22 protein-coding genes, 1 tRNA gene and 1 pseudogene are annotated in these 23,102 nt (G+C 43.6%); 21 read left to right on the plus strand and 3 right to left on the minus strand.

The features are described 5' to 3' along the window. Positions 1-31: 31 nt before the first annotated feature. Positions 32-856 carry a peptidylprolyl isomerase gene (locus AC3E6G_RS01640; RefSeq protein ID WP_048689668.1) on the minus strand — a complete coding sequence of 275 codons (825 nt, stop codon included), beginning with the start codon at positions 854-856 and terminating at the stop codon, positions 32-34. A gap of 193 nt (positions 857-1,049) precedes the next feature. Between AC3E6G_RS01640 and AC3E6G_RS01645 the strand changes: the two genes are divergently transcribed. The 5 genes and pseudogenes from AC3E6G_RS01645 to AC3E6G_RS01665 all read left to right on the plus strand — a co-directional run bounded on the left by AC3E6G_RS01645 (position 1,050) and on the right by AC3E6G_RS01665 (position 7,810). Beyond that, the gene (locus AC3E6G_RS01645) at positions 1,050-1,814 is read left to right on the plus strand and encodes a hypothetical protein (protein ID WP_061564229.1); all 765 of its coding nucleotides are present in this window, start codon (positions 1,050-1,052) and stop codon (positions 1,812-1,814) included. Positions 1,815-1,880: 66 nt separating this feature from the next. Further along, positions 1,881-2,435 (plus strand): annotated as a pseudogene (locus tag AC3E6G_RS01650) (hypothetical protein). A gap of 102 nt (positions 2,436-2,537) precedes the next feature. Beyond that, the gene (locus AC3E6G_RS01655) at positions 2,538-4,892 is read left to right on the plus strand and encodes a DNA translocase FtsK (protein WP_414298022.1); all 2,355 of its coding nucleotides are present in this window, start codon (positions 2,538-2,540) and stop codon (positions 4,890-4,892) included. A 101-nt stretch (positions 4,893-4,993) separates the two neighbouring features. Further along, positions 4,994-5,380 (plus strand): SMU1112c/YaeR family gloxylase I-like metalloprotein, encoded by a 387-nt coding sequence (gloA2, locus tag AC3E6G_RS01660; RefSeq protein WP_414298021.1) that lies wholly within the window; start codon positions 4,994-4,996, stop codon positions 5,378-5,380. Positions 5,381-5,464: 84 nt separating this feature from the next. After that, on the plus strand, positions 5,465-7,810 hold the full coding sequence (locus AC3E6G_RS01665; RefSeq protein ID WP_490700299.1) for an HAD-IC family P-type ATPase: 2,346 nt from the start codon (positions 5,465-5,467) through the stop codon (positions 7,808-7,810). Positions 7,811-7,863: 53 nt separating this feature from the next. Here AC3E6G_RS01665 and AC3E6G_RS01670 read toward each other — a convergent pair whose 3' ends face one another. Further along, the gene (locus tag AC3E6G_RS01670) at positions 7,864-8,208 is read right to left on the minus strand and encodes a DUF3397 family protein (RefSeq protein ID WP_006595849.1); all 345 of its coding nucleotides are present in this window, start codon (positions 8,206-8,208) and stop codon (positions 7,864-7,866) included. A 160-nt stretch (positions 8,209-8,368) separates the two neighbouring features. Here AC3E6G_RS01670 and rplK point away from each other — a divergent pair, with 160 nt between their 5' ends. The 7 genes from rplK (at position 8,369) to AC3E6G_RS01705 (ending at position 13,347) form a co-directional block, all read left to right on the plus strand. Next, entirely contained in the window at positions 8,369-8,794 is a 426-nt protein-coding gene (rplK, locus tag AC3E6G_RS01675; protein WP_006595850.1) for a 50S ribosomal protein L11, read from the plus strand. A gap of 97 nt (positions 8,795-8,891) precedes the next feature. Then, positions 8,892-9,581, plus strand: coding sequence for a 50S ribosomal protein L1 (gene rplA, locus AC3E6G_RS01680; protein ID WP_006595851.1), 690 nt, complete (start codon positions 8,892-8,894; stop codon positions 9,579-9,581). A gap of 181 nt (positions 9,582-9,762) precedes the next feature. Next, positions 9,763-10,494, plus strand: a complete 732-nt coding sequence (gene pyrH, locus AC3E6G_RS01685) for a UMP kinase (RefSeq protein ID WP_006595852.1) — start codon at positions 9,763-9,765, stop codon at positions 10,492-10,494. A gap of 18 nt (positions 10,495-10,512) precedes the next feature. Continuing rightward, positions 10,513-11,070, plus strand: a complete 558-nt coding sequence (gene frr / locus AC3E6G_RS01690; protein ID WP_006595853.1) for a ribosome recycling factor — start codon at positions 10,513-10,515, stop codon at positions 11,068-11,070. Between the two features lie 106 nt (positions 11,071-11,176). Then, positions 11,177-12,031, plus strand: a complete 855-nt coding sequence (gene cvfB, locus AC3E6G_RS01695; RefSeq protein ID WP_490700300.1) for an RNA-binding virulence regulatory protein CvfB — start codon at positions 11,177-11,179, stop codon at positions 12,029-12,031. A 10-nt stretch (positions 12,032-12,041) separates the two neighbouring features. Further along, positions 12,042-12,257, plus strand: a complete 216-nt coding sequence (locus AC3E6G_RS01700) for a YozE family protein (protein ID WP_023023987.1) — start codon at positions 12,042-12,044, stop codon at positions 12,255-12,257. 91 nt (positions 12,258-12,348) lie between these two features. After that, positions 12,349-13,347, plus strand: coding sequence for a PhoH family protein (locus AC3E6G_RS01705; RefSeq protein ID WP_185946450.1), 999 nt, complete (start codon positions 12,349-12,351; stop codon positions 13,345-13,347). A gap of 499 nt (positions 13,348-13,846) precedes the next feature. Here the strand turns inward: AC3E6G_RS01705 and ald are convergent, their stop codons facing one another. Next, a complete protein-coding gene (gene ald / locus AC3E6G_RS01710) occupies positions 13,847-14,959 on the minus strand; it encodes an alanine dehydrogenase (RefSeq protein ID WP_490700301.1) in 1,113 nt (370 codons plus the stop codon). Positions 14,960-15,167: 208 nt separating this feature from the next. On the opposite strand from ald, the gene AC3E6G_RS01715 reads away from it, so the two are divergent. The 9 genes from AC3E6G_RS01715 to coaE all read left to right on the plus strand — a co-directional run bounded on the left by AC3E6G_RS01715 (position 15,168) and on the right by coaE (position 23,088). Continuing rightward, positions 15,168-15,737: a GNAT family N-acetyltransferase gene (locus tag AC3E6G_RS01715; protein WP_490700302.1), complete on the plus strand. Its 570-nt coding sequence runs from the start codon at positions 15,168-15,170 to the stop codon at positions 15,735-15,737. A gap of 50 nt (positions 15,738-15,787) precedes the next feature. Then, a tRNA-Thr gene (locus tag AC3E6G_RS01720) sits at positions 15,788-15,860 on the plus strand. Between the two features lie 401 nt (positions 15,861-16,261). Continuing rightward, on the plus strand, positions 16,262-17,986 hold the full coding sequence (locus tag AC3E6G_RS01725; RefSeq protein ID WP_485789645.1) for an ABC transporter ATP-binding protein: 1,725 nt from the start codon (positions 16,262-16,264) through the stop codon (positions 17,984-17,986). Between the two features lies 1 nt (position 17,987). After that, the gene (locus AC3E6G_RS01730; protein ID WP_490700303.1) at positions 17,988-19,724 is read left to right on the plus strand and encodes an ABC transporter ATP-binding protein; all 1,737 of its coding nucleotides are present in this window, start codon (positions 17,988-17,990) and stop codon (positions 19,722-19,724) included. Positions 19,725-19,815: 91 nt separating this feature from the next. Beyond that, positions 19,816-20,313, plus strand: coding sequence for an rRNA maturation RNase YbeY (gene ybeY / locus AC3E6G_RS01735; RefSeq protein ID WP_048689623.1), 498 nt, complete (start codon positions 19,816-19,818; stop codon positions 20,311-20,313). Then, positions 20,294-20,692 carry a diacylglycerol kinase family protein gene (locus AC3E6G_RS01740; RefSeq protein ID WP_048689618.1) on the plus strand — a complete coding sequence of 133 codons (399 nt, stop codon included), beginning with the start codon at positions 20,294-20,296 and terminating at the stop codon, positions 20,690-20,692. Before ybeY ends, AC3E6G_RS01740 begins: the two co-directional genes overlap by 20 nt. A gap of 29 nt (positions 20,693-20,721) precedes the next feature. Further along, positions 20,722-21,621 (plus strand): GTPase Era, encoded by a 900-nt coding sequence (era, locus tag AC3E6G_RS01745; protein ID WP_048689615.1) that lies wholly within the window; start codon positions 20,722-20,724, stop codon positions 21,619-21,621. Between the two features lie 45 nt (positions 21,622-21,666). Continuing rightward, on the plus strand, positions 21,667-22,491 hold the full coding sequence (gene mutM, locus AC3E6G_RS01750) for a DNA-formamidopyrimidine glycosylase (protein ID WP_048689612.1): 825 nt from the start codon (positions 21,667-21,669) through the stop codon (positions 22,489-22,491). Then, positions 22,492-23,088, plus strand: a complete 597-nt coding sequence (gene coaE, locus AC3E6G_RS01755; protein WP_490700304.1) for a dephospho-CoA kinase — start codon at positions 22,492-22,494, stop codon at positions 23,086-23,088. Positions 23,089-23,102 lie beyond the last annotated feature (14 nt).

Genomic DNA, 23,102 nt, shown 5'->3' on the forward strand with positions numbered 1-23,102 from the left:
ACAAAAAGAGAACCGCTTGGTTCTCTTTTGCTTATTTCTTGAAATCGTAGTCTTTTACGATTTCCATTTTTTCAATTTTGACATCTTCTTTTGGTTTGTCTTTGTCGTCCGTTTCAACTTCGGCGATTTTGTCGACTACATCCATGCCGTCGATGACTTGTCCAAAGACAGTGTAGTTCCCACCATCAAGGGTAGGGTTCCCACCATTCTTATAGGCTTCGATGATTTTAGCAGGGAAGCGCTCAGTTGGAAGCTTGCTGGACCAGTCTTCTTTATTTTGGTTAATATAGAATTGGCTACCATTTGTATTTGGTCCAGAATTGGCCATAGCTAAAGCACCACGAAGATTGTAGAGGTAAGGGGAGTATTCATTTTCAAAGCCTGCTCCTGAATCTTTAGAGGTATCTTTTCCTTTCCAAATGGACTCACCACCTGTACCATCTCCTTTAGGATCTCCTGTTTGGACCATAAAGTTATTAATCACGCGGTGGAAGAGGAGACCATTATAATAGCCTTCCTTAGCGTGAGTTAAGAAATTCTCAACGGCTAAAGGTGCGTATTTCGGAAAGAGCTTAACGGTAATGTCCCCTTTGTTGGTCGTGATTTTCACGACAGCTTCATCTTCAGCAACTTCGTTGGAGAGCTGAGGAAAGACCGCATTTTCATTGGTCATCGCATCTTGGATATCCTTACGAAGCTGATCTAATTTCTTTTGTTCACTAGCATCTACGCTAGAAGTAGTTGTTTGCTTAGTTTCTGAAGCCGAGCTAGAGGATGTCTTTGTATCTGATTGATTAGAGCCACATCCTGCCAAAGCTAAACCGGAAAATACAAGTAGGGCAATTAATTTTTTCATATTAATCCTTTCAACACATTAGTCTATCCTCTATTGTACCTTAATTTTCCATTTGATTCAAATCTAGCCTTGGAATGAGGCGATATTCAGCTTGCGGGCCTATGAAAAATGAGGTATGATGGGAGGTAAGTCGTTTTGTTGGAAAATGAACGAATTCCTAAAATAAAACAAATCATGGAAAGGAGGCTACAAGATGGATTATAAAACTCTACGTAAAAACTATAGACTCTATATTAGATCTGCAGGCGTCTTGGCAATGCTTTTGATTATTTGCGTGGGGTTCGTGGTCAGAGATACTCTTCTTCAGACTGCTGGCCTCTTATTGGTCCTTGCAGGCTTGTTTTTATTCATCCAATGGCTCAAGAAGAGCTACACCAAAAAGTGCAACACCTTGCTGCATGTAGACTTAGATTTAGCTTTTTGGCAGCAATACCTTCAGTTGAACAAGAATGTGAAAAAGCCCATTTTACAGATAGATATGAAGCTGACATCGGTTGCCTATTCTTTTATGATGGGAGATTTCGATACTGTCATAAAAGAAGCTAGGGAAGCACTCAGCCAGAAGGAACTACCGCAGAAATATAAGAACTTTTTTGAGAGTTATCTTATTCGTTCGATCGTGCTGACAGATACTGATTTGTCTAGAGAAGAGCTGGAGGCTAGGCTAAATGGTTTGACCATTACAGACCCTACACTAGCTGAGAAAACTAAAAAGGTCTGTCTCGCTCTTTATGATTTAACCATTGCCCACCAAAGCAATGACTATTTCGAAGATTTATGTAATGATTTCAAGTACCAGCAGTTGGAAATGATCTACTACCAAGCCTTGAATGCTACTCTTAAAGGCGATAAGTCTAGAGCGGAAGAGCTCTTTCGCAAGTTGGTTTCAGAAGATGAGTCGCTCTATATCGTTCGAAAGGCGCAACAATACTTGAAGGATGAGGGGAATTATCTATAAATCCTCCAATCAAAACAGAATTTTTCCAAATGAAGGTATAAATAGGTAAAGAGAGATAGGATTAAAATGGAGAAACAGATGACAACTATTTCAGATATACTAGAAAAATTTTATGCAGATTACGAGGTGAAACCTTATATTTCGCTTGAGAGAGACTTGGAAGCTTGGTTGTTGGATCCAAAGCCTGTTTCTAAACGAAATATGGAGTTGCTCCAAGATGGCTTGCTTGCGGGGGATATCATTCTCTTGTAGCGGATCCATTTTGGAACATTTACGACGGAGACTTGGTTTCCTAAGTACTTCGAATATACTTATGGGATTCATGCGCCGGAACATTTGAAGGCTTTGGTAGATAAGGGGTATGCAGTTATCGAATCCGCTTTTGATTCGCTGGACCATATCAATGCGACCATGAAAAAAGCCATTCTCAAAAAGAAGGGAGTCGCGGGCTTGTCCAAAATGAAAGCAGCCGATTTGAACCAAGCTTTGGCGGATCACTTTACCGAAGAAGAGTTGGCACAAGAGTTCACAGTTCGGGGCTATCAGTTGACGGAAAAAGGAAAACAAGCGTTGAAAGAGCATCAAGTTATCGTCGACCGCCACCCAAAGAAAAATCTATAAGTAACAGTACCTGTGAGGTGCTGTTTTTTGTTGTTTATGTCGCAGATGAGAGAAAAGGATTTTACTAGAGAACTAGTCTAGAAATGTGGTATAATAAAGGTTATGGCAAACAATAATCAATCAAAAAAAACACGGTCGACAAGACGACTGTCTAAAGCAGAAATAGAAAGAAAAAAAGCAATTCGCCGAATGATCATGACGATTGTCTTAACTCTCGTCTTCATTTTCGCCTTTTTAAGATTAGGTGCCTTAGGCTTAGTGACCTACAACCTTATCCGTCTCTTGGTAGGTAGTCTGGCTTACGTAGCGATGACGGCTGTTATTGTCTACCTCTTCTTTTTCAAATGGATTGAGAAGCATGAGGGAACCTTGTCTGGCTTTTTAAGTCTTTTTGCAGGCTTGTTACTGATCTATCAAGCTTACTTTGTCTCCCTCTTGAAACTTGAAGGCTCTTCTTTCGGGCCAACCTTCTCACGTATCTTAGGGGACCTCGTGCACCTTCGCGTCTCTTCTTTTGCAGGAGGAGGACTACTAGGAGCGATCTTATATACACCGATTGCCTTCTTGCTCTCGAACATCGGGACTTATTTCATTGGAGGACTCTTGATCGTATTAGGACTCCTCTTGATGAGTTCTTATTCGGTTTATGATTTGTATGAGCAGGCTGTCGCAGCTTTTCACTCCTTTATGGAAAAACGGGAAATTCGTCGCCAAGAGCGCTTTGTCGAGCGTGAAGAGAAGAAGGCCCTTCAAGCAGAAGCAGAGGAGGCTGCCCGTATCGATCTACTTGCAGAAGCTAGTCCCATGAGTACAGAAGGCTATCCTGTAGATCTTGAGACAGGTGAGGTCATAGAACCTGTAATCGAAGTAGAAGCGCCTGCAGAGGAGGTCTACCCTCAAATATATCTACCAAATGAAGAGGAAGGCTATTCGGAAGAATGGTCGGACGACTACCCAGAGGAGATGGAGGACGTCTCAGAAGAGGAGGATATGGATGAAGAAGTCACTGTAGACTTCACGCCTAAGGAACTCCTTCAATACAAACTTCCAACCATTGATCTCTTCGCACCTGACAAGCCGAAAAATCAATCCAAAGAGAAAAATATCGTTCGTCAGAACATCCGCATTTTGGAAGAGACCTTTGCAAGCTTTAACATCAAGGCGACAGTGGAACGGGCGGAAATCGGTCCTTCTGTTACCAAGTATGAAGTCAAGCCGGCTGTGGGTGTACGGGTCAACCGCATCTCCAACCTAGCAGATGATTTGGCCCTAGCCCTAGCAGCCAAGGATGTGCGGATTGAAGCGCCGATTCCAGGGAAGTCTCTGGTCGGAATCGAAGTGCCCAACTCAGAGATTGCGACGGTTTCCTTCCGTGAATTGTGGGAGCAGTCCAAAACTGATCCTACCAAACTCCTTGAGATTCCTCTCGGGAAGGCTGTAGATGGTTCAGCTCGGACATTTGATTTGGCTCGGATGCCCCACCTCTTGGTAGCGGGGTCTACTGGATCTGGTAAATCAGTAGCGGTGAATGGGATCATTTCGAGTATCTTGATGAAGGCCCGTCCGGACGAAGTCAAATTTATGATGGTCGATCCAAAAATGGTAGAGCTTTCTGTCTACAATGATATTCCTCACCTTTTGATCCCAGTTGTGACCAATCCACGCAAGGCTAGTCGAGCCCTACAAAAGGTTGTCGATGAGATGGAAAATCGCTACGAGCTCTTCTCAAAAGTTGGCGCTCGGAATATTGCTGGCTTTAATGCTAAGGTGGCTGAGTACAATGCCCAGTCTGAGATGAAGCAAGTGCCCCTCCCATTGATCGTGGTCATTGTCGATGAGTTGGCAGACTTGATGATGGTCGCAAGTAAAGAAGTGGAAGATGCCATTATTCGCCTTGGACAAAAGGCTCGTGCGGCGGGGATCCACATGATCTTGGCGACCCAACGGCCATCGGTTGACGTTATCTCAGGTTTGATCAAGGCCAATGTGCCTTCTCGTGTCGCTTTTGCGGTTTCATCTGGAACCGACTCACGGACCATCTTGGATGAAAATGGAGCAGAGAAATTGCTCGGTCGTGGGGACATGCTCTTTAAACCAATTGATGAAAATCATCCGATCCGTCTACAAGGATCCTTTATCTCAGATGATGATGTGGAGCGGATTGTCAACTTCGTCAAAGAACAAGCTGAAGCGGATTATGATGATGCCTTCGATCCAGGTGAAGTATCTGAGTCAGACTTTGATGGAGGTATGGGTGGCTCAGACGAAGGCGATCCTCTCTTTGAAGAGGCAAAGGCGCTCGTGATTGAAACTCAAAAAGCCAGTGCTTCCATGATTCAGCGCCGCTTATCGGTTGGTTTTAACCGGGCCACTCGCCTCATGGAAGACTTGGAAGCGGCAGGTGTCATTGGACCAGCTGAAGGAACCAAGCCAAGAAAGGTCTTACAGACCAATTAATCTTTCTTTAGATGAAGAAGGAATGAGATATTTGACAATAGCAAAAACCTGCCTGTACAAGGGGCAGGTTTTGTTTACGATAAAAAAGAAAAGGACAGCAGATGCATCTCGATACCATTCACCACATTGCCATTATTGGCCACGATTATGACAAAACCAGAGAATTTTATGTAGACAAGTTAGGCTTTGAACCTTTAGACGAACACCATCGACCAGAAAAGCAGGATATTCTCTTTAATATTCGAAAGGGAAATCTGACCTTGGAAATATTTATCAAACCAGTTGCCCCAAAAAGACCCTTTCTCCCTCATCCAGAGCATACCGGTCTCCGTCATCTGGCTTTTAAAGTGGAAGATGTTCAAGCCTGTCTAGCAGAGTTTGACCAATTAGGAATCCCTCATACAGAACTACGGGTGGATGATTTTGATGGGCGCAAAATGGCCTTCTTCTTTGATCCAGATGGCTTGCCTCTTGAACTTCACGAATAGATCTACACAATCTTCGGTCTCTAGTCTCAAGCCAGAAGACATTCTTTTTGCTAAACTAGATACAGAAAAAAGAAAGAAGAAAATATGGAAGAGAAGCGATATAGCGGGCTAACGAATGAGCAAGTCCAAAGCAGCATCAGAGAAGGAAAACAAAATCGAGTAACGATCACGGCAGAAAAGTCGACGAGAGAGATTATTTATTCAAATGTCTTTACCTATTTCAACCTGGTTTTTGGTATTCTAGCTATCTTATTGATACTAGTACGGTCTTGGAACAATATGTTATTTGTTCCCATTGTGGTCGTTAACTCCTTGATTGGGATTGTTCAAGAATTGCGGTCTCGACGGATTTTGAATAAGATGCGCCTCCTTCAAGTGGAGAAAGCTCGAGTGATTCGTGAAGGAGAACGGCTGGATCTTCCTGTCGACCAGGTGGTAGAGGGGGATGTCGTCTTGTTCCAAGCAGGGGATCAGATCTACGCGGATGCCAAGGTTCTGGATGGCTCGATCATGGTCGATGAGTCTCAATTAACAGGTGAAGCAGATGAAATCCCTAAAGGTGAGAATCAGAAACTCATGTCAGGAAGTTTTGTCATCTCAGGTCAAGCAGTTGCCGTCTTGGAACAAGTAGGAGATGCGTCTTATATTAATCAGCTGAGTCTATCTGCTAAGAAAGTCAAGGGACACGAAGAATCCGAAATGGTTCATGCTGTGGATGGTCTTGTCCGAATGATCGGAATGATTCTCATCCCGATTGGCTTGCTCTTGTTCATGCAGAGCTATCTAGGAAATCAAGACTCGCTCAAAGTTAGCATCACCTCCATGGTCGGCGCCATCATTGGGATGATCCCAGAAGGACTCTATCTCTTAATGACCCTGGCCTTGGTGCTTGGAGCAACCCGCTTAGCCCTTCAAAAGGTCCTACTCAACAGTATGAAGGGGATTGAAACCCTATCCCGTATCGACGTCCTTTGTCTAGACAAGACGGGAACCATTACCGAACACAGGATGCAGGTGAGCGAGCTCCTCCCCTTGGCACTAGATGAAAAAGAAGGCAAAGAAATATTAAGCCACTATCTCCAGGCCAGTGAAGATCGGAATGATACCATCACGGCCATTCGGCAGTATCACTCAGTCCAAACAAGTGAAGTATGGACCGTTCAAGACCGTCTTCCTTTTTCATCTAAGAAGAAATTTGGGGGTCTTCAGTTCCAAGAAGGCATTTACTTATTAGGGGCACCGGATGTTTTGCTTCGAGATGATCTCGATGCTTACCAAGAAGTCTGGCAGCGAGAGATTGAACGGGGGGCGCGTGTCCTTATTTTGGGGCATTACCAGGGGGAGCAATTGACGGAAGAATTAGAAGCTCCAGTCCTTCCCCTCCTAGCTTTGGTCTTGGAGAATCCTGTACGGTCGACTGCTCCTGAAACCTTTGCTTATTTCCAAAAACAAGGGGTGACCATCAAGGTTATTTCAGGGGATCATCCTGTAACAGTTGCTGCCGTTGCTCAGAAAGCAGGTATTCCTGATGCGGATCAAGTGGTCGATGCGAGTCAGCTTAAGACATATGAGGAGGTAGTAGATGCAGCCCGGACCTACACAGTCTTTGGACGGGTTAGTCCAGAACAAAAACAAATCCTCGTAGAGAGCTTGCAGGCGGATGGTCATAAGGTTGGGATGACAGGGGATGGGGTCAATGACATTCTTGCTATGAAAAAGGCAGATTGTAGTATTGCCATGAATACGGGCCATGATGCGACCAAAAAGGTGGCCCAGGTTGTGCTTTTAGATTCGGACTTCTCTCACATGCCTTCGATTGTAGATGAAGGCCGCCGAGTGGTCAACAATATTCAGCGTTCGGCGAGTCTCTTTTTGGTCAAGAATATCTTTTCAATATTATTGGCTATTTTGGCCATTCTCTTTGCTTTCACTTATCCTATCCAGGCTTCTCAGATGTCCTTGATCAGTGGATTTACCATCGGAATCCCCGGTTTCTTACTGGCCTTGGAGAAGAATCGTGCCCGGATAGAAGGAGACTTTATTGAAACCGTGATAGAGCAAGCTCTTCCAGCTGCCTTGACCAATCTCATATCGGTACTTTTTCTTGTGGTTCTGGGTCCTTTCCTTGGATTAAGTCAGGGAGATATTTCGACCATCTCGATTTACCTGCTGGCTTTGATTGGCTTTACAAAAGTATACCAACTCAGCCTTCCCTTCAATCATGTAAAATTGGGCATCATCCTTCTGAATATAGTTGGATTTTGCCTGTCGGTTTTTGTATTTTCTTCCGTTTTTAATCTCAGCCATCTTCATCTGACTGGCTGGATCTTGACCCTTGTCCTAGGACTGGTCATGGAAGGAATCTTGTGGTTGATGAATCGTCTTATTTATTCCTTAGTGACCCATCTGCATAAGTCCAGAAACAAATAGAAAAACGGTATGAACTATGATTTTAGTTTATACCGTTTTATTGTTGCTATAGATCAGATGAAGAGACTGATCGTCATAATGAGGTAAAGGAAGAAGGTAATGAGGAAGCCTGCTCGCCAAAAGTACTTAAAAAATTTCGGATAGTAAAAACTACGTCTCTTTTTCAAAAAATAAATGGTTAAGCCAATAGCTAAAAGGGACAAGGCCAATAATAATTGTGGCAACAAATTATGATAGTAAGCCGCATCTGAAATTAAATAGTATTCTAGCGCAAACAGAGGAAAAGCCAGGTCGGCAAAATTCCAGCCATAACGTCGCAGTTTAAAGACTCGAATAATAATCCCACTGAGAATCAGGGTCAAAAAAATAAATACAAGGGAAGCAACTTTTATTAACATACCTCTATTTTATCACAAAAGTAAAAAAAGTGTGATGAAAATGAAATTTTTTCTTGCATTCGGAAGAAAATAGTGTATAATAGAAAGGTATGCGCAGAGCATACTTGTGGGAGGTAAAAATCTGTAATTACCGCCAAAACCACAAAGGAGGATTTAAGAAATGGCTAAAAAAGTCGAAAAACTTGTAAAATTGCAAATCCCTGCTGGTAAAGCTACTCCAGCTCCACCGGTTGGACCAGCACTTGGTCAAGCAGGTATCAACATCATGGGATTCACTAAAGAGTTTAACGCTCGTACAGCTGACCAAGCTGGTATGATTATCCCAGTTGTGATCACTGTTTATGAAGATAAATCATTTGATTTCGTTACAAAAACACCACCAGCTGCTGTTCTTTTGAAAAAAGCTGCAGGTGTTGAAAAAGGATCAGGTACACCTAACAAAACGAAAGTTGCAACAGTTACTCGTGCACAAGTACAAGAAATTGCTGAAACTAAGATGCCAGATTTGAACGCTGCAAACATTGAGTCTGCAATGCGTATGATCGAAGGTACTGCTCGTTCTATGGGATTCACTGTTACTGACTAATTGTAACAATCCTATTTGCCCGCAATACACTTGATCATGAGACGAGTGACGTGGGAGATGAAAATCGATATGACCACATTACAAGGAGAAAGATAAAATGGCTAAAAAAAGCAAACAACTTCGTGCTGCACTTGAAAAAATCGACAGCACAAAAGCATACAGCGTAGAAGAAGCTGTAGCTCTTGCAAAAGAAACTAACTTTGCAAAATTTGATGCAACTGTAGAAGTTGCTTACAACTTGAACATCGACGTGAAAAAAGCTGACCAACAAATCCGTGGTGCAATGGTATTGCCAAACGGAACTGGTAAAACTGCTCGCGTTCTTGTATTTGCACGTGGTGCAAAAGCTGAAGAAGCAAAAGCTGCTGGTGCAGACTTCGTAGGTGAAGATGACCTTGTTGCGAAAATCAACGATGGTTGGTTGGACTTCGACGTTGTTATCGCTACACCTGACATGATGGCTCTTGTTGGACGTCTTGGACGTGTCCTTGGACCACGTAACTTGATGCCAAACCCTAAAACTGGTACTGTAACAATGGATGTTGCTAAAGCAGTTGAAGAGTCTAAAGGTGGTAAAATCACTTACCGTGCAGACCGTGCAGGTATCGTTCAAGCGATTATCGGTAAAGTGTCATTTGACGCTGATAAATTGGTTGAAAACTTCAAAGCTTTCAACGATGTTATCCAAAAAGCAAAACCAGCTACAGCTAAAGGTACTTACGTAACTAGCTTGACTTTGACTACAACTCAAGGTCCTGGTATCAAAGTGGATGTTAACTCACTTTAATTAGAATGTAAAGCTACTTTCGGGTAGCTTTTTTGTTTGTTTAGTGTATTTTTTAACAAAATAGTTATAGAAGTTTTAGCAGGAGATAAAAGTTGGAAGGATAAAAATTTTTTGATGGATTTCACTATATAAAAAACGCTTTTTGTGGTAAAATAATACAGATCATAAAAGGAGTGACAAAATGGTAGAACCTAAGTATAAACGTATTTTAATTAAGTTATCAGGTGAAGCGTTAGCCGGTGAACGGGGTGTCGGAATTGATATCAAGACGGTTCAAAAGATGGCTCTTGAAATCAAAGAAGTTCATGACCTTGGAATTGAAATTGCTCTCGTTATCGGTGGAGGAAATCTCTGGCGTGGAGAACCTGCGGCAGAAGCAGGTATGGATCGCGTTCAAGCAGATTACACTGGAATGCTTGGAACAGTTATGAATGCCTTGGTGATGGCGGATTCTCTTCAACAGGTTGGAGTAGATACGCGTGTCCAAACAGCGATTGCCATGCAACAAGTCGCTGAGCCTTATATCCGTGGCCGCGCCCTTCGTCACTTGGAAAAAGAGCGTATTGTTATCTTTGGTGCAGGCATTGGTTCTCCATACTTCTCAACGGATACAACGGCTGCTCTTCGTGCCGCTGAAATTGAAGCAGACGCAATCTTGATGGCTAAGAATGGTGTCGACGGCGTTTATAATGCTGATCCAAAGAAAGACAAGACAGCTGTGAAGTTTGAAGAATTAACTCACCGTGATGTCATCAATAAAGGCCTTCGTATCATGGATTCGACAGCATCGACCATCTCAATGGACAATGATATTGACTTAGTCGTTTTCAACATGAATGAGCCAGGGAACATCAAACGCGTTGTCTTTGGAGAAAATATCGGTACTACCGTTTCTAATAATGTAGAAAAATAAGGAAGTTAGAGGAATAAAATGGCAAACCCAATCGTAGAAAAAGCTAAAGAAAGAATGTCTCAGTCTCACCAAAGTTTGGGACGTGAATTTGGAAGTATCCGGGCAGGTCGTGCAAACGCAAGTCTTTTGGACCGTATCTATGTTCAATATTACGGAGTTGATACTCCATTGAATCAAATCGCATCTATCACGATTCCAGAAGCTCGTGTGATGTTGATCACACCTTTTGACAAGTCTTCATTGAAAGATATCGAGCACGCTTTGAATGCTTCTGATCTTGGTATTACTCCAGCCAACGATGGTTCGGTTATCCGCTTGGTCATCCCAGCTTTGACAGAAGAAACACGTCGTGACTTGGCTAAAGAAGTGAAAAAAGTCGGTGAAAATGCTAAGGTAGCGATCCGTAACATCCGCCGTGATGCGATGGATGAAGCTAAGAAACAAGAAAAAGCAAAAGAAATCACTGAAGATGAATTGAAGGGTCTTGAAAAAGAAATCCAAAAAGTAACGGATGATGCTGTGAAACATATCGATGAAATGACAGCTCACAAAGAAAAAGAATTGCTTGAAGTCTAATCATTTCCAGCAGTTTATAGAGGAAATGAACTCAGTTGGCACTGCTGGCTGGGTTTTATTTCCATTAAGGGGCTATTGATCATCATTAGCTAGAAAGAAGGAAGAAATGAATACCAATCTCGCACATGATATCGTGGGCCTTGTTACGGATGAGAATGACCGTTTTTACTTTGTCCAAAAGGATGGGCAAACCTATGCCTTGGATAAGTCTGAAGGAGAGCATGCTCTTGGAGAGTCCGTCAAGGGCTTTGCCTATACAGATATGAAGCAACGTTTGCGCCTGACCACACTTGAAGTCACTGCTCGTCAGAACCAATTTGGCTGGGGGACAGTGACAGAAGTTCGTAAGGACCTGGGCGTTTTTGTCGATACTGGTCTACCAGACAAGGAGATTGTCGTCTCTCTGGATATTTTGCCAGAGATCAAGGAACTATGGCCTAAAAAAGGGGATAAACTCTTTGTTCGCCTGGAAGTCGATAAAAAAGACCGGATTTGGGGTGTCTTGGCCTACCAAGAAGACTTCCAACGGATTGCTCGTCCAGCCTACAACAATATGCAGAATCAGAACTGGCCGGCTATCGTCTATCGCTTAAAACTTTCAGGGACCTTTGTTTACTTACCTGAGAACAATATGTTAGGCTTTATCCATCCAAGTGAGCGCTTTGCCGAACCTCGTTTGGGACAAGTCCTAGATGCCCGGGTTATTGGTTTCCGAGAGGTGGATCGGACCTTGAATTTATCCTTGAAGCCACGCTCGTTTGAAATGCTGGAAAACGATGCACAGATGATTTTGGCATATTTAGAAAACAACGGAGGCTTTATGACCTTGAATGATAAGTCCTCCCCAGAAGATATTAAGGCAACCTTTGGCATTTCCAAGGGGCAGTTCAAAAAAGCTCTGGGAGGCTTGATGAAAGCAGGGAAAATCACACAGGATGCCTTTGGTACAGAATTAAAATAAGAGGAGTCCTATGCGAAAATCATTTTATACTTGGTTGATGACAGAGCGCAATCCCAAAAGCAATGCTCCCAAGGCTCTTCTGGCTGATTTGGCCTTTCATGAGACAGCCTTTCCAAAGCATACAGATGATTTTGATGAAGTCAGTCGCTTTCTGGAAGAGCATGCCAGTTTCTCCTTTAATCTAGGAGATTTTGATGCAATTTGGGAAGAATACCTAGGTCATTAAGTACAAGAAAATCAAAGTGGGCCGGGGATGGTCAATTCTCGGTCTCTTTGTTATAATAGAGAAAACTTACAGAAATAGAGAGGTTCTTTATTTGAAAGAACATTCAATTGATATTCAATTAAGTCATCCAGATGATCTCTTCCATCTATTTGGATCCAATGAACGTCACTTGCGTTTGATGGAGCAGGAGTTGGATGTGATCATCCATGCCCGAACAGAAATTGTCCAGGTCATCGGTCAAGAAGAAGATTGTGAAAAAGCCAGACAAGTTATTGAGGCTTTGCTTATCTTGGTGAATCGTGGCATGACTATCGGGACGCCGGATGTTGTAACAGCTATTCAAATGGTTCGTAATGATGAGTTGGATAAGTTCGTGGCCTTGTATGAAGAAGAAATCATCAAGGATAGCTACGGCAAGCCCATTCGGGTAAAAACGCTAGGTCAAAAGATTTATGTAGATAGTGTCAAGCACCATGATGTGACCTTCGGGATTGGACCAGCAGGGACTGGGAAGACCTTCTTGGCGGTAACTTTGGCCGTGACCGCCCTCAAGCGTGGTCAAGTCAAGCGCATTATTTTGACTCGCCCAGCCGTGGAAGCTGGAGAGAGCCTTGGTTTTCTTCCGGGAGATCTCAAGGAAAAAGTAGACCCTTATCTACGACCGGTCTATGATGCCCTCTATCAAATCTTGGGGAAAGACCAGACTACTCGGATGATGGAGCGGGAGATTATCGAGATTGCCCCTTTGGCTTATATGCGGGGCCGAACCTTGGACGATGCCTTTGTCATTCTCGATGAAGCGCAAAATACCACCATCATGCAGATGAAGATGTTCTTGACCCGTCTTGGTTTTAACTCCAAGATGATTGTCAATGGAGATACCAGCCAGATCGACCTCCCTCGAAATGTCAAATCCGGTTTGATTGATGCCCAGGAGAAATTGAAAAATATTTCTCAGATTGACTTTGTGCATTTCTCTGCCAAGGATGTCGTTCGCCATCCGGTAGTTGCTGAAATTATCCGGGCCTACGAGCCCCTCCCAAATCCAGTGCTCAAAGAAAAATTGGATGTGGAAGAAGAAACGGAATAAAAAAAGAGGCAAAGATCAGAGGATCTTTGCCTTAAATTGACGATAAAATCATTTTCTAGACTTTCCTTAGGTGAGAACGGAGGTTAGGTAAAATTATTCAGTGGATGATTTCAGCAATCCAGGAAGTTCCATGACTAAATCAAGATACAAAGGGCGTCTGCGGATAAAGTCAAAATAGGAAGTTTGACGCAGAATCTTTTGATTCTAGAAAAACTTATCTTTTTGACACAATCCGCAGCCCGTGTTCAATTTTTATTGAGCCCCTTTGCTCTTTAATTTCTGGGCTCAGGCTAAAACAGTTTCCCAAACTGTTTTACTCTCAATTATTCCAAGTGCTTGAAACTAAATTGTTTCAGGCACTTTTCACACAGCGGAAAATCTCTGAAAATGATTTAAAAAACTCAAAACAACTTGTTTTTTTTCAAAACTTTTTTATTAGTTCATATGAAAAAATAAGTTGCTTATTTTTTCGTTGATAATTCTTTAAATATATGATAGTTTAAACCAATTCGTCGATTGGAGTGAAGTCGCGTTCTAGACCTTCTGCAACTGGTTGGCTTGTGATATGGCCTTGGTAAGTAGTGACCCCTTGGCGCAAGCCTTCATCAAGTGCGATGGCCTTATGGAAGCCTTTGTCAGCCAAAGCTTCTACATAAGGAAGGGTTACATTGGTAAGGGCGATAGTAGAAGTGCGAGCGACAGCTCCTGGGATATTAGCAACGGCATAGTGGAGCACATCATGTTTTTCGTAAACAGGTTCCGTATGCGTTGTCACACGGTCTGCTGTTTCGATAACACCACCTTGGTCAACTGCAACGTCGACGATGACGGAACCTGGACGCATTTGTTTGACCATATCGTCTGTTACTAATTTAGGAGCTTTAGCCCCAGGAATCAAGACAGCCCCGATGACAACATCGGCATCACGGACACTGGCTTCGATATTAAATGGGTTGGACATGAGGGTTTGGATTTGATGACCGAAGACATCTTCTAGGACAGACAAGCGTTTGGCACTGATATCCAAGATGGTGACTTGGGCACCGAGTCCAAGAGCGATACGAGCAGCATGGGTTCCAACGACCCCGCCTCCGATGATAGTGACTTTTCCTTTTGGAACACCAGGCACACCACCTAGGAGGACGCCTGAACCTCCTTCCTGTTTGGTCAAGAAGTGAGCCCCGATTTGCACGGCCATCCGTCCAGCGACCTCACTCATTGGGACCAAGAGTGGTAATTGTCCTTCAAGGTCTCGCACTGTTTCGTAAGCTACCCCAGTTGTCTTAGCAGCGACCATGGCATCTGCTAATTCAGGAGCAGCAGCCATGTGCAAGTAGGTGAAGAGCAAGAGGTCTTCACGAAGGAAGCCGTATTCTTCAGCGAGGGGTTCTTTTACTTTAACTACCAATTCAGCGGCCCAAGCCTCTGTAGCGGTTGCGACAATGGTCGCTCCTTGTTTGCTGTAATCTTCATCCGCAAAGCCAGAACCAAGTCCAGCATTTGTTTCCACCAGAACTTGGTGTCCTTTCTTCACCAAGCTTTGTACGCCTGCAGGTGTCAAACCGACACGATTTTCATTGTTTTTAATTTCTTTTGGAATACCGATTAACATGTTTATTTCTCCTTGCTTAGATATAGGTGCAAAAAGGCCATTGGTGTGAGATTGCTCTCCTAACTCAATGACCTTTTCACTCCTCATCCCAATTTTTTTAACCGAATGGTTTTATTTTATATAAAAGCTAATCAAAAATCAAGAAAAAATTTTAGATTGTCTTCCTTTATGTTTTCTGCTAAACTAATCCCTAAAGAAGGAGTGTCAAATGGAAAATTTATATGTGAAGTTAGCGGCTTATCGTGAAATGGAGACAGAGCGTTTACGGTTGCGTCCGGTCACTCTTGAAGATGCACCGGCTATGTTTGAGTATGCTTCTGATGAAACAGTTACGCGCTATACCTTTCCAACCAATCATAGTCTAGAAGAGACGCGTAATAATATTGCCCTCTTTTACCTAGCGAGCCCACTTGGCAGATGGGGGATCGATCTCAAAGAAAATGGAAAATTTATCGGGACGATTGATTTACTGGATTTGGATCTTTCTCTGAAGAAGGGGAGTATCGGCTATGTTCTGAATAAAGACTATTGGAACCAAGGTCTTGCGACAGAGGCTACCAAGGCAGTCATTGCCTTGGCTTTTGAACCGTTAGGGATGAACAAGCTCATTGCTGTTCATGATAAGGACAACCCAGCTTCTGGACGGGTGATGGCCAAATCAGGGATGAAATATTCTCACGAGGAGCCCTACGCGATGCTAGACTTGCATGAAGAAGGGAGAATAGTGACGAGAGTCCATTATGTCCTCACTAAGGAAGAATATTTGACAGAAAAATGAGTCAGGATATTGACAAAAGGCCTATCTCCATGATATAGTAGATAGGTACTGCTGGTTTAGCTCAGTCGGTAGAGCGCATCCATGGTAAGGATGAGGTCGCCGGTTCAATCCCGGCAACTAGCATAGTAAAAGAGAGAAGCTTAGAGGGGATCTAGGCTTTTTTTGTACGCTTTCTTCTAACTGGGAGCCTATTCGTGGAATCTTTTTCAACAATTTTCAAAAAAACGTTGACAAGCACAGAAATCCGTGGTAAAGTTATAGCAACAAAGAGAAAGGAGAAAACCATCATGAACAAAGTAGATGTTTTGATGACACAATTGAATACACAGCTTCTCCAATCTCAGTTGAGTTCAATGTAAACAATGAATGAAACCCAAGATGGAGGAGTCTGTCTTGGGTTTTTTGTATGCATTTTTGCCTGCCTTAACTGAATTGGTGATAGGCATCAGAAGGCCCAAGTGTGGACTGAGCACGTACTCAGCTCCTACTTGGGTTTTTTCTGTGCCAAATTGAAAGGGGAGAAGATGATAGGAGCTTTATGGAAGTACATCTGGGAGCATAAGTGGCTGTATCTCAGCATTGCTGTGGTCCTAGTGATTTATGATTATACAATTTTAATACCGACACAGGTCATTCAACGACTAGTCGACCAGCTGAGCAAGCAGACCTTGACCCAGTCAAGTTTTACGAGAGATATTGCTCTCTTGTTGGGAGCTACTTTTTTAAATTACATTTCTGCTTACTACTGGCATCTGAAGTTGTTTCAAGCTTCGGTCCATTACAAGGCTAGGATACAGGGGCAAGCTTTTCGTAAGCTCGTAGCCATGAGACGGCCATTTTATGAAAAATTTCGCTCAGGGGATCTCTTGACTCGTTTTACCACGGATGTAGACGGGATGATGGGGATGGTCGGCTATGGGATGCTGATTGTCCTTTATGGAGGAGGCTTGTTCCTCTTTATCATTCCAGCCATGTTCTTGATTTCCTGGCAGTTGAGTTTAATTTCCTTTATTCCCATGAGTTTCCTAGTTTTATCAACCTATCTCCTTGGGAAAAAGGAAGAGGTTTATGTGGATGAAAACCGTGATGCGGTGGCCCATTTAAACGATGAGGTCTTAGAATCCATCGAAGGGATTCGGGTAATGCGGGCCTATAGCCGTAAGGAGCGTCAGGTACGACAATTTCAAGAGCGGACAGAAAGTTTGGCCAAGACGGGCGATAAGATCGCCTCTATTCAAAATGCCTTTGGTCCTTTTGCCCTCTTCTTTATCGGGGTTTCAACCGTCCTTCTTTTGGTCTGTGGGGGCCATTTCTTGAAAACTGGACAGATTAGCTTGGGTCAACTGCTCGGTCTAGAATTGTATCTAGTGGCCTTGATTGAGCCGATGTGGATGCTAGCAGACTTCATCCTTGTCTATCAAACAGCCAAGACATCCCACAAAAAATTGTCAGAATTGGTCGAAGAGGATGATGACTTGGAAAGGGATGGGGACGATTGGTTAGAGGAACTTGATGAGGTAGCTTTTGACAACTATTCTTTTACTTATCCCATGGCGGAGAAGGAGAGTCTTTCACAGATTTCTTTGCAGTTTAACAAAGGGCAAACCATTGGGATTGTGGGTCGGACAGGATCTGGAAAGACGAGCTTGGTCCGTCAATTCTTACGGCAATACCCACTTGGCCAAGGAATGTTTACCATCAATGGGCAGCCCGTTGCACGTTATGTGAGACGTTCCATTGAGGAAAAAATTGGTTACGTCTCTCAGGAACACATCCTATTCTCGAAGTCTATTCTAGAAAATATTTCCCTTGGTAAGAAGGGGGCTCGTCAAGAGGAAATCATGGCTGCAATCGCTCAGGCTGCTTTCGCAGATGATTTGGACCGGATGTCGGATGGTCTGGATACTCTGATTGGAGAAAAGGGAGTATCCGTATCGGGAGGACAGAAACAGCGGATTTCTCTGGCACGTGCCTTTTTACGTGATGCCCAGTTACTCCTCTTGGATGATTCTTTATCCGCAGTAGATGCTAAGACGGAACAGGCTATTATTGAAACTATTCAACAAGAGCGACAAGGAAAGACAACCTTGATTGTCTCTCACCGACTATCAGCTGTCCATCAGGCAGATTGGATCCTTGTTTTAGATCAAGGACGAATTGTGGAAGAAGGAACAGCTAGTGATTTACTAGCTCAAGAAGGTTGGTATTATGAACAATACCAACGGCAGCAAAGACAGGAAGGAGAATAAGATGGGTATTTTAAAACGATTATTACAAAAACTATCCCTTTTTCCTGGTATTTTTGGGCTTGGTTTCATCTGTCTTTTGCTGGCAACGATTTTATCAGATCTATCGCCATTTATCCTTCAAAAGATGATTGATGGTCCCTTGACAGCTTTGAGTCAGGGAGGAGAGTTAGGAGCACTCTATCCTATGGGGGTCCTCTATCTGATCGTTTTGGCAGTGGGGCAGATCATCAGTTATATAGGCAATCGGGTTTTGATTCATGGAGGCAATAAGGTAACTGCGCAGCTACGAGACCAAGCCTTCCTCGTGATGCAACAACTACCAATTTCCTACTTTGATGATAAGCCAGCAGGGAAAATTGCAACCCGCATTGTTAATGATACAGAGACCTTACGGACCCAATTTTATAATTCCTGCATGTATTTGGTGATTCATTTGATGCGTTTCTTCTTTATCATGGGGGTTATCTTTTATATTAATCCTATGATGGGTCTTCTCTTATGCTTGATTTTTCCTATTTTTTACGGGATTCAGTCCTTGTATAAGCATATGACAGACAAGCCTATGAAAGACTTTTTTGACTCCAGAAGTGAGATCAATACCCAGGTTAATGAACTGCTTCATGGAGCGAGTATGATCCAACTTTACGGACAAGAAGAGCGCGTGATTGATGAGTTTGATCAGACGACAGACAAGATGACTGTGGCCTATGATCGTTTGGTTCTAGCAGACTCCATTGCCTCTTGGAGCCTGACAGAATTCTTGAAATACATCGTCATTGCAGGAATTTTTACCATTGCAGGCCTATCCTATCTTGGGGGAGATTTGGGGATGACTGCAGGTTTCTTGTTTATCAATCTCAATTATGTTATTCAGCTCTTTGATCTCATGGCCAATTTGATCCGTCGTCTTCCGGATATCCGACGCTCTCTGGAAACAGGGGAGCGAGTCTTGACTTTCCTAGATGAAAAGGTAGAGGCAGATGCGACAAAGGAGATTCAAATAGATCGGGCGGCAGTGGAGTTTGATCATGTCACTTTTGCCTATGAAGAAGGCAAGCCAGTTCTGAAGGACATTTCCATCCAAGCCTGTCCGGGTCAGACCCTTGCCTTGGTTGGCCATACCGGTTCGGGTAAATCCTCTATCATGAACTTGCTCTATCGTTTCTATGATCCGCAGGAGGGGGAAATCCGGATCGACGGCCAGAATATTCGCCATTTCTCTAGGGAGAGTCTTCGGTCCCATATGGGAATTGTCTTACAGGATCCCTATCTGTTCTCAGGGACCATTGCTAGCAATGTGGCCATGAGTCAAACAGATATCGACCGTGATCGCGTCTTGGATGCTCTAAAACAGGTCGGTGCCCTGCCTATGATCCAGAGATTAGAAAAGGGAATTGACCATCCAGTGGTTGAAAAGGGATCTGCCTTCTCAAGTGGGGAGCGTCAATTGATTTCCTTTGCGCGGACCCTTTACATGAATCCGAAAATTTTGATTCTGGATGAAGCGACCTCTCACATTGATACGGAGACAGAGGAGATTATTCAGAAGGCTATGGCAGTCCTGCAAAAGGGCCGGACGACCTTTATCATTGCCCACCGCTTATCGACCATTCAAGATGCGGATCAGATCTTGGTTCTATCAGAAGGACGCATTGTCGAACGGGGCCAACATGCAGACTTGATTGCCCATGGTGGTATCTATGCCCAGATGCAAGCTATCCAACAGACGGTTGAATAAAAGGGCATTCTTCAAATAGTAAAAGTAGCGTGTATTCTAGTATATACGCTATTTTTATGCTATAATTGAAATGATAGTGAGGTGATCCAAGATGTATATTGAAATGGTTGATGAGACCGGTCAAGTCTCTGAAGAAATGATCAAACAAACCCAGGAAATTTTAGAATTTGCTGCAAAAAAATTGGGCAAAGAAGACAAGGAAATGGCAGTGACCTTTGTAACCAACGAACGTAGCCATGAATTGAACTTGGAATACCGGGATACGGATCGCCCAACGGATGTGATCAGTCTGGAATACAAACCAGAGATGGACATTGCTTTTTCGGAAGAAGATTTAGAAGACCATCCAGAATTGGCAGAAATGATGGCAGAGTTTGATACCTATATTGGAGAGCTCTTTATTTCTGTAGACAAGGCGCGTGAGCAAGCTGCTGAGTATGGCCATAGCTTTGAGCGCGAGATGGGCTTTTTAGCAGTGCATGGCTTCCTTCATATCAACGGTTATGATCACTATACGCCGGAAGAAGAGAAGGAAATGTTTGGCTTACAGGAAGAGATTTTGACAGCCTATGGACTCACAAGACAATAAACGAAAATGGAAAAATCGAGAACTGATTGCCAGTCTTGAATTTGCTTTAACAGGGATTTTCACAGCCTTTAAAGAGGAACGAAATATGCGTAAGCATGCACTTTCAGCTATCTTAGCGATTGTTGCAGGCTTCCTTTTTGGCATTTCAGCAACAGAGTGGCTCTTTCTACTCTTAAGTGTTTCTTTGGTCATTGCCTTTGAAATCATGAATTCTGCTCTTGAAAATGTAGTGGATTTGGCGAGTGATTACCATTTCTCCATGCTGGCAAAGAATGCCAAGGATATGGCCGCAGGAGCGGTTCTCGTTATTTCGGGCTTTGCCTTTGTGACAGGTCTCATCATATTTGTGCCCAAGTTGTGGGCTTTGGTATTTGGATAAGAGGGAGACTTCCCTCATGAAAGGAAACTATGACATTTAAATCAGGCTTTGTAGCCATTTTAGGACGTCCCAATGTCGGGAAGTCAACTTTTTTGAACCACGTCATGGGGCAAAAAATTGCCATCATGAGTGATAAAGCGCAGACAACGCGCAACAAGATTATGGGAATCTACACGACCGATAAGGAACAGATCGTCTTTATCGATACCCCAGGGATTCACAAACCCAAGACAGCGCTTGGAGACTTCATGGTAGAGTCGGCCTATAGCACCCTTCGAGAAGTCGATACCGTTCTCTTTATGGTGCCAGCAGATGAGCCACGTGGGAAAGGCGATGACATGATCATCGAGCGCCTCAAGGCTGCTAAGGTGCCGGTTATTCTGGTGGTCAACAAGATCGACAAGGTGCACCCTGACCAACTCTTGGCGCAAATCGATGACTTCCGTAGTCAGATGGAGTTCAAAGAAATTGTGCCGATTTCAGCCCTTCAAGGAAACAATGTTTCGCATTTGATTGATATTTTGAGCGAAAACTTAGAAGAAGGTTTCCAATATTTCCCTGCTGATCAAATCACTGACCACCCAGAGCGTTTCTTGGTCTCTGAAATGATCCGTGAGAAGGTCTTGCATTTAACGCGGGAAGAAATTCCCCACTCTGTTGCCGTAGTGGTGGATTCTATGAAGCGGGATGAAGAGACAGATAAGGTTCATATCCGTGCAACCATCATGGTCGAGCGCGATAGCCAAAAAGGCATTGTCATCGGAAAAGGTGGGGCCATGCTCAAGAAGATCGGGACCCTTGCGCGTAAGGATATCGAGCTCATGCTAGGGGATAAGGTCTTCCTAGAAACCTGGGTCAAGGTCAAGAAAAATTGGCGGGATAAGAAATTGGATCTTGCCGATTTCGGATACAACGAAAAAGAATATTAAAAAGAGGTGGGCAGAAGCCTGCTTCTTGTTTTTGAAAGGAGTTCTATGCCTGAATTACCAGAAGTAGAGACTGTCCGACGCGGTCTTGAGAAATTAATTCTTGGAAAAACCATTCAGTCAATGGAAGTAAAGTATCCAAAGATGATTCATACGGATCTAGATGCTTTTTGTCAAGATCTTCCAGGTCAAGAAATTCGGGCCATGGGGCGCCGTGGGAAATACCTTTTATTTTATCTGACGGATCTGGTCCTCATCTCGCATTTGCGGATGGAAGGCAAGTATTTCTTTTATCCAGACGAGGTTCCTCTTCGCAAGCATGCCCATGTCTTCTTTCATTTTACAGATGGTAGCACTCTGGTCTATGAAGATGTCCGCAAGTTTGGGACCATGGAAGTCCTAGTACCTGAGCTTGTCGACAGCTATTTTTTGGCGAAAAAAATTGGTCCAGAGCCGACGGAAGCGGATTTTAAAGACCCAGCCTTCCAAGCAGCTCTTAAAAAATCAAAGAAACCCATTAAATCAGCTCTTTTAGACCAAAAATTAGTAGCTGGTTTGGGCAATATTTATGTGGATGAGGTTCTTTATCGAGCCAAGGTTCATCCAGCCCGTTTGGGTCAAAGCTTGACTGCTAGAGAAGCCAAAGCCGTTCGCAAAGAAACGATTGCCGTGCTTGCTCAGGCTGTTGAAAAGGGTGGTTCCACCATTCGCTCCTACAGCAATGCATTTGGTGAGGATGGCACCATGCAGGAAGAACACCAGGTCTATGGGAAAACAGGCCAGCCTTGTTTGCGCTGCGGGACTCCGATTGAGAAAATCCAGCTGGGGGGACGCGGAACCCATTTTTGCCCCCACTGTCAAAAGGAGAACTAGATGGCAAGAATCATCGGATTAACAGGAGGAATTGCTTCAGGAAAGTCTACTGTCACCTCCTATTTGAGAGAAAAAGGATATCCTGTCATTGATGCTGATCAAGTAGTCCATGATTTGCAGGCACCAGGTGGAGAACTCTATCAAGCTTTGGTAGATCATTTTGGAAGGGACATCCTTCTAGATACAGGAGACTTGAATCGTCCTGCTCTGGCTCAACGCATCTTTTCAAGCCAGAAAGAGATTGCCTGGTCCAACCAAGTACAAGGGGACATCATTCGCAAAGCTCTGGCGCGAGAACGGGACCGACAAGCTGCAACAGAAGACATCTTTTTCATGGATATCCCCTTGTTAATCGAGCAGGGATATCTGGACTGGTTTGACCAAGTCTGGCTGGTATATGTGACGGAAGATACTCAGTTAGAACGTTTGATGGGGCGCAATGCCTTAACAGAGGTCCAGGCGCGCGATCGTTTAGCAGCCCAGATGCCTCTAGATGAGAAAAAAACTCTTGTCGATCTCGTGATCGATAACAATAGCCAGCGTGATCACCTCTATCAGGAAATCGATCGTGCTTTAGAACAAATAGAAAGAAGATGATCCTATTTCACTGG

This window comes from Streptococcus sp. SCPM-O-B-23252 (M501) (genome assembly GCF_058200355.1).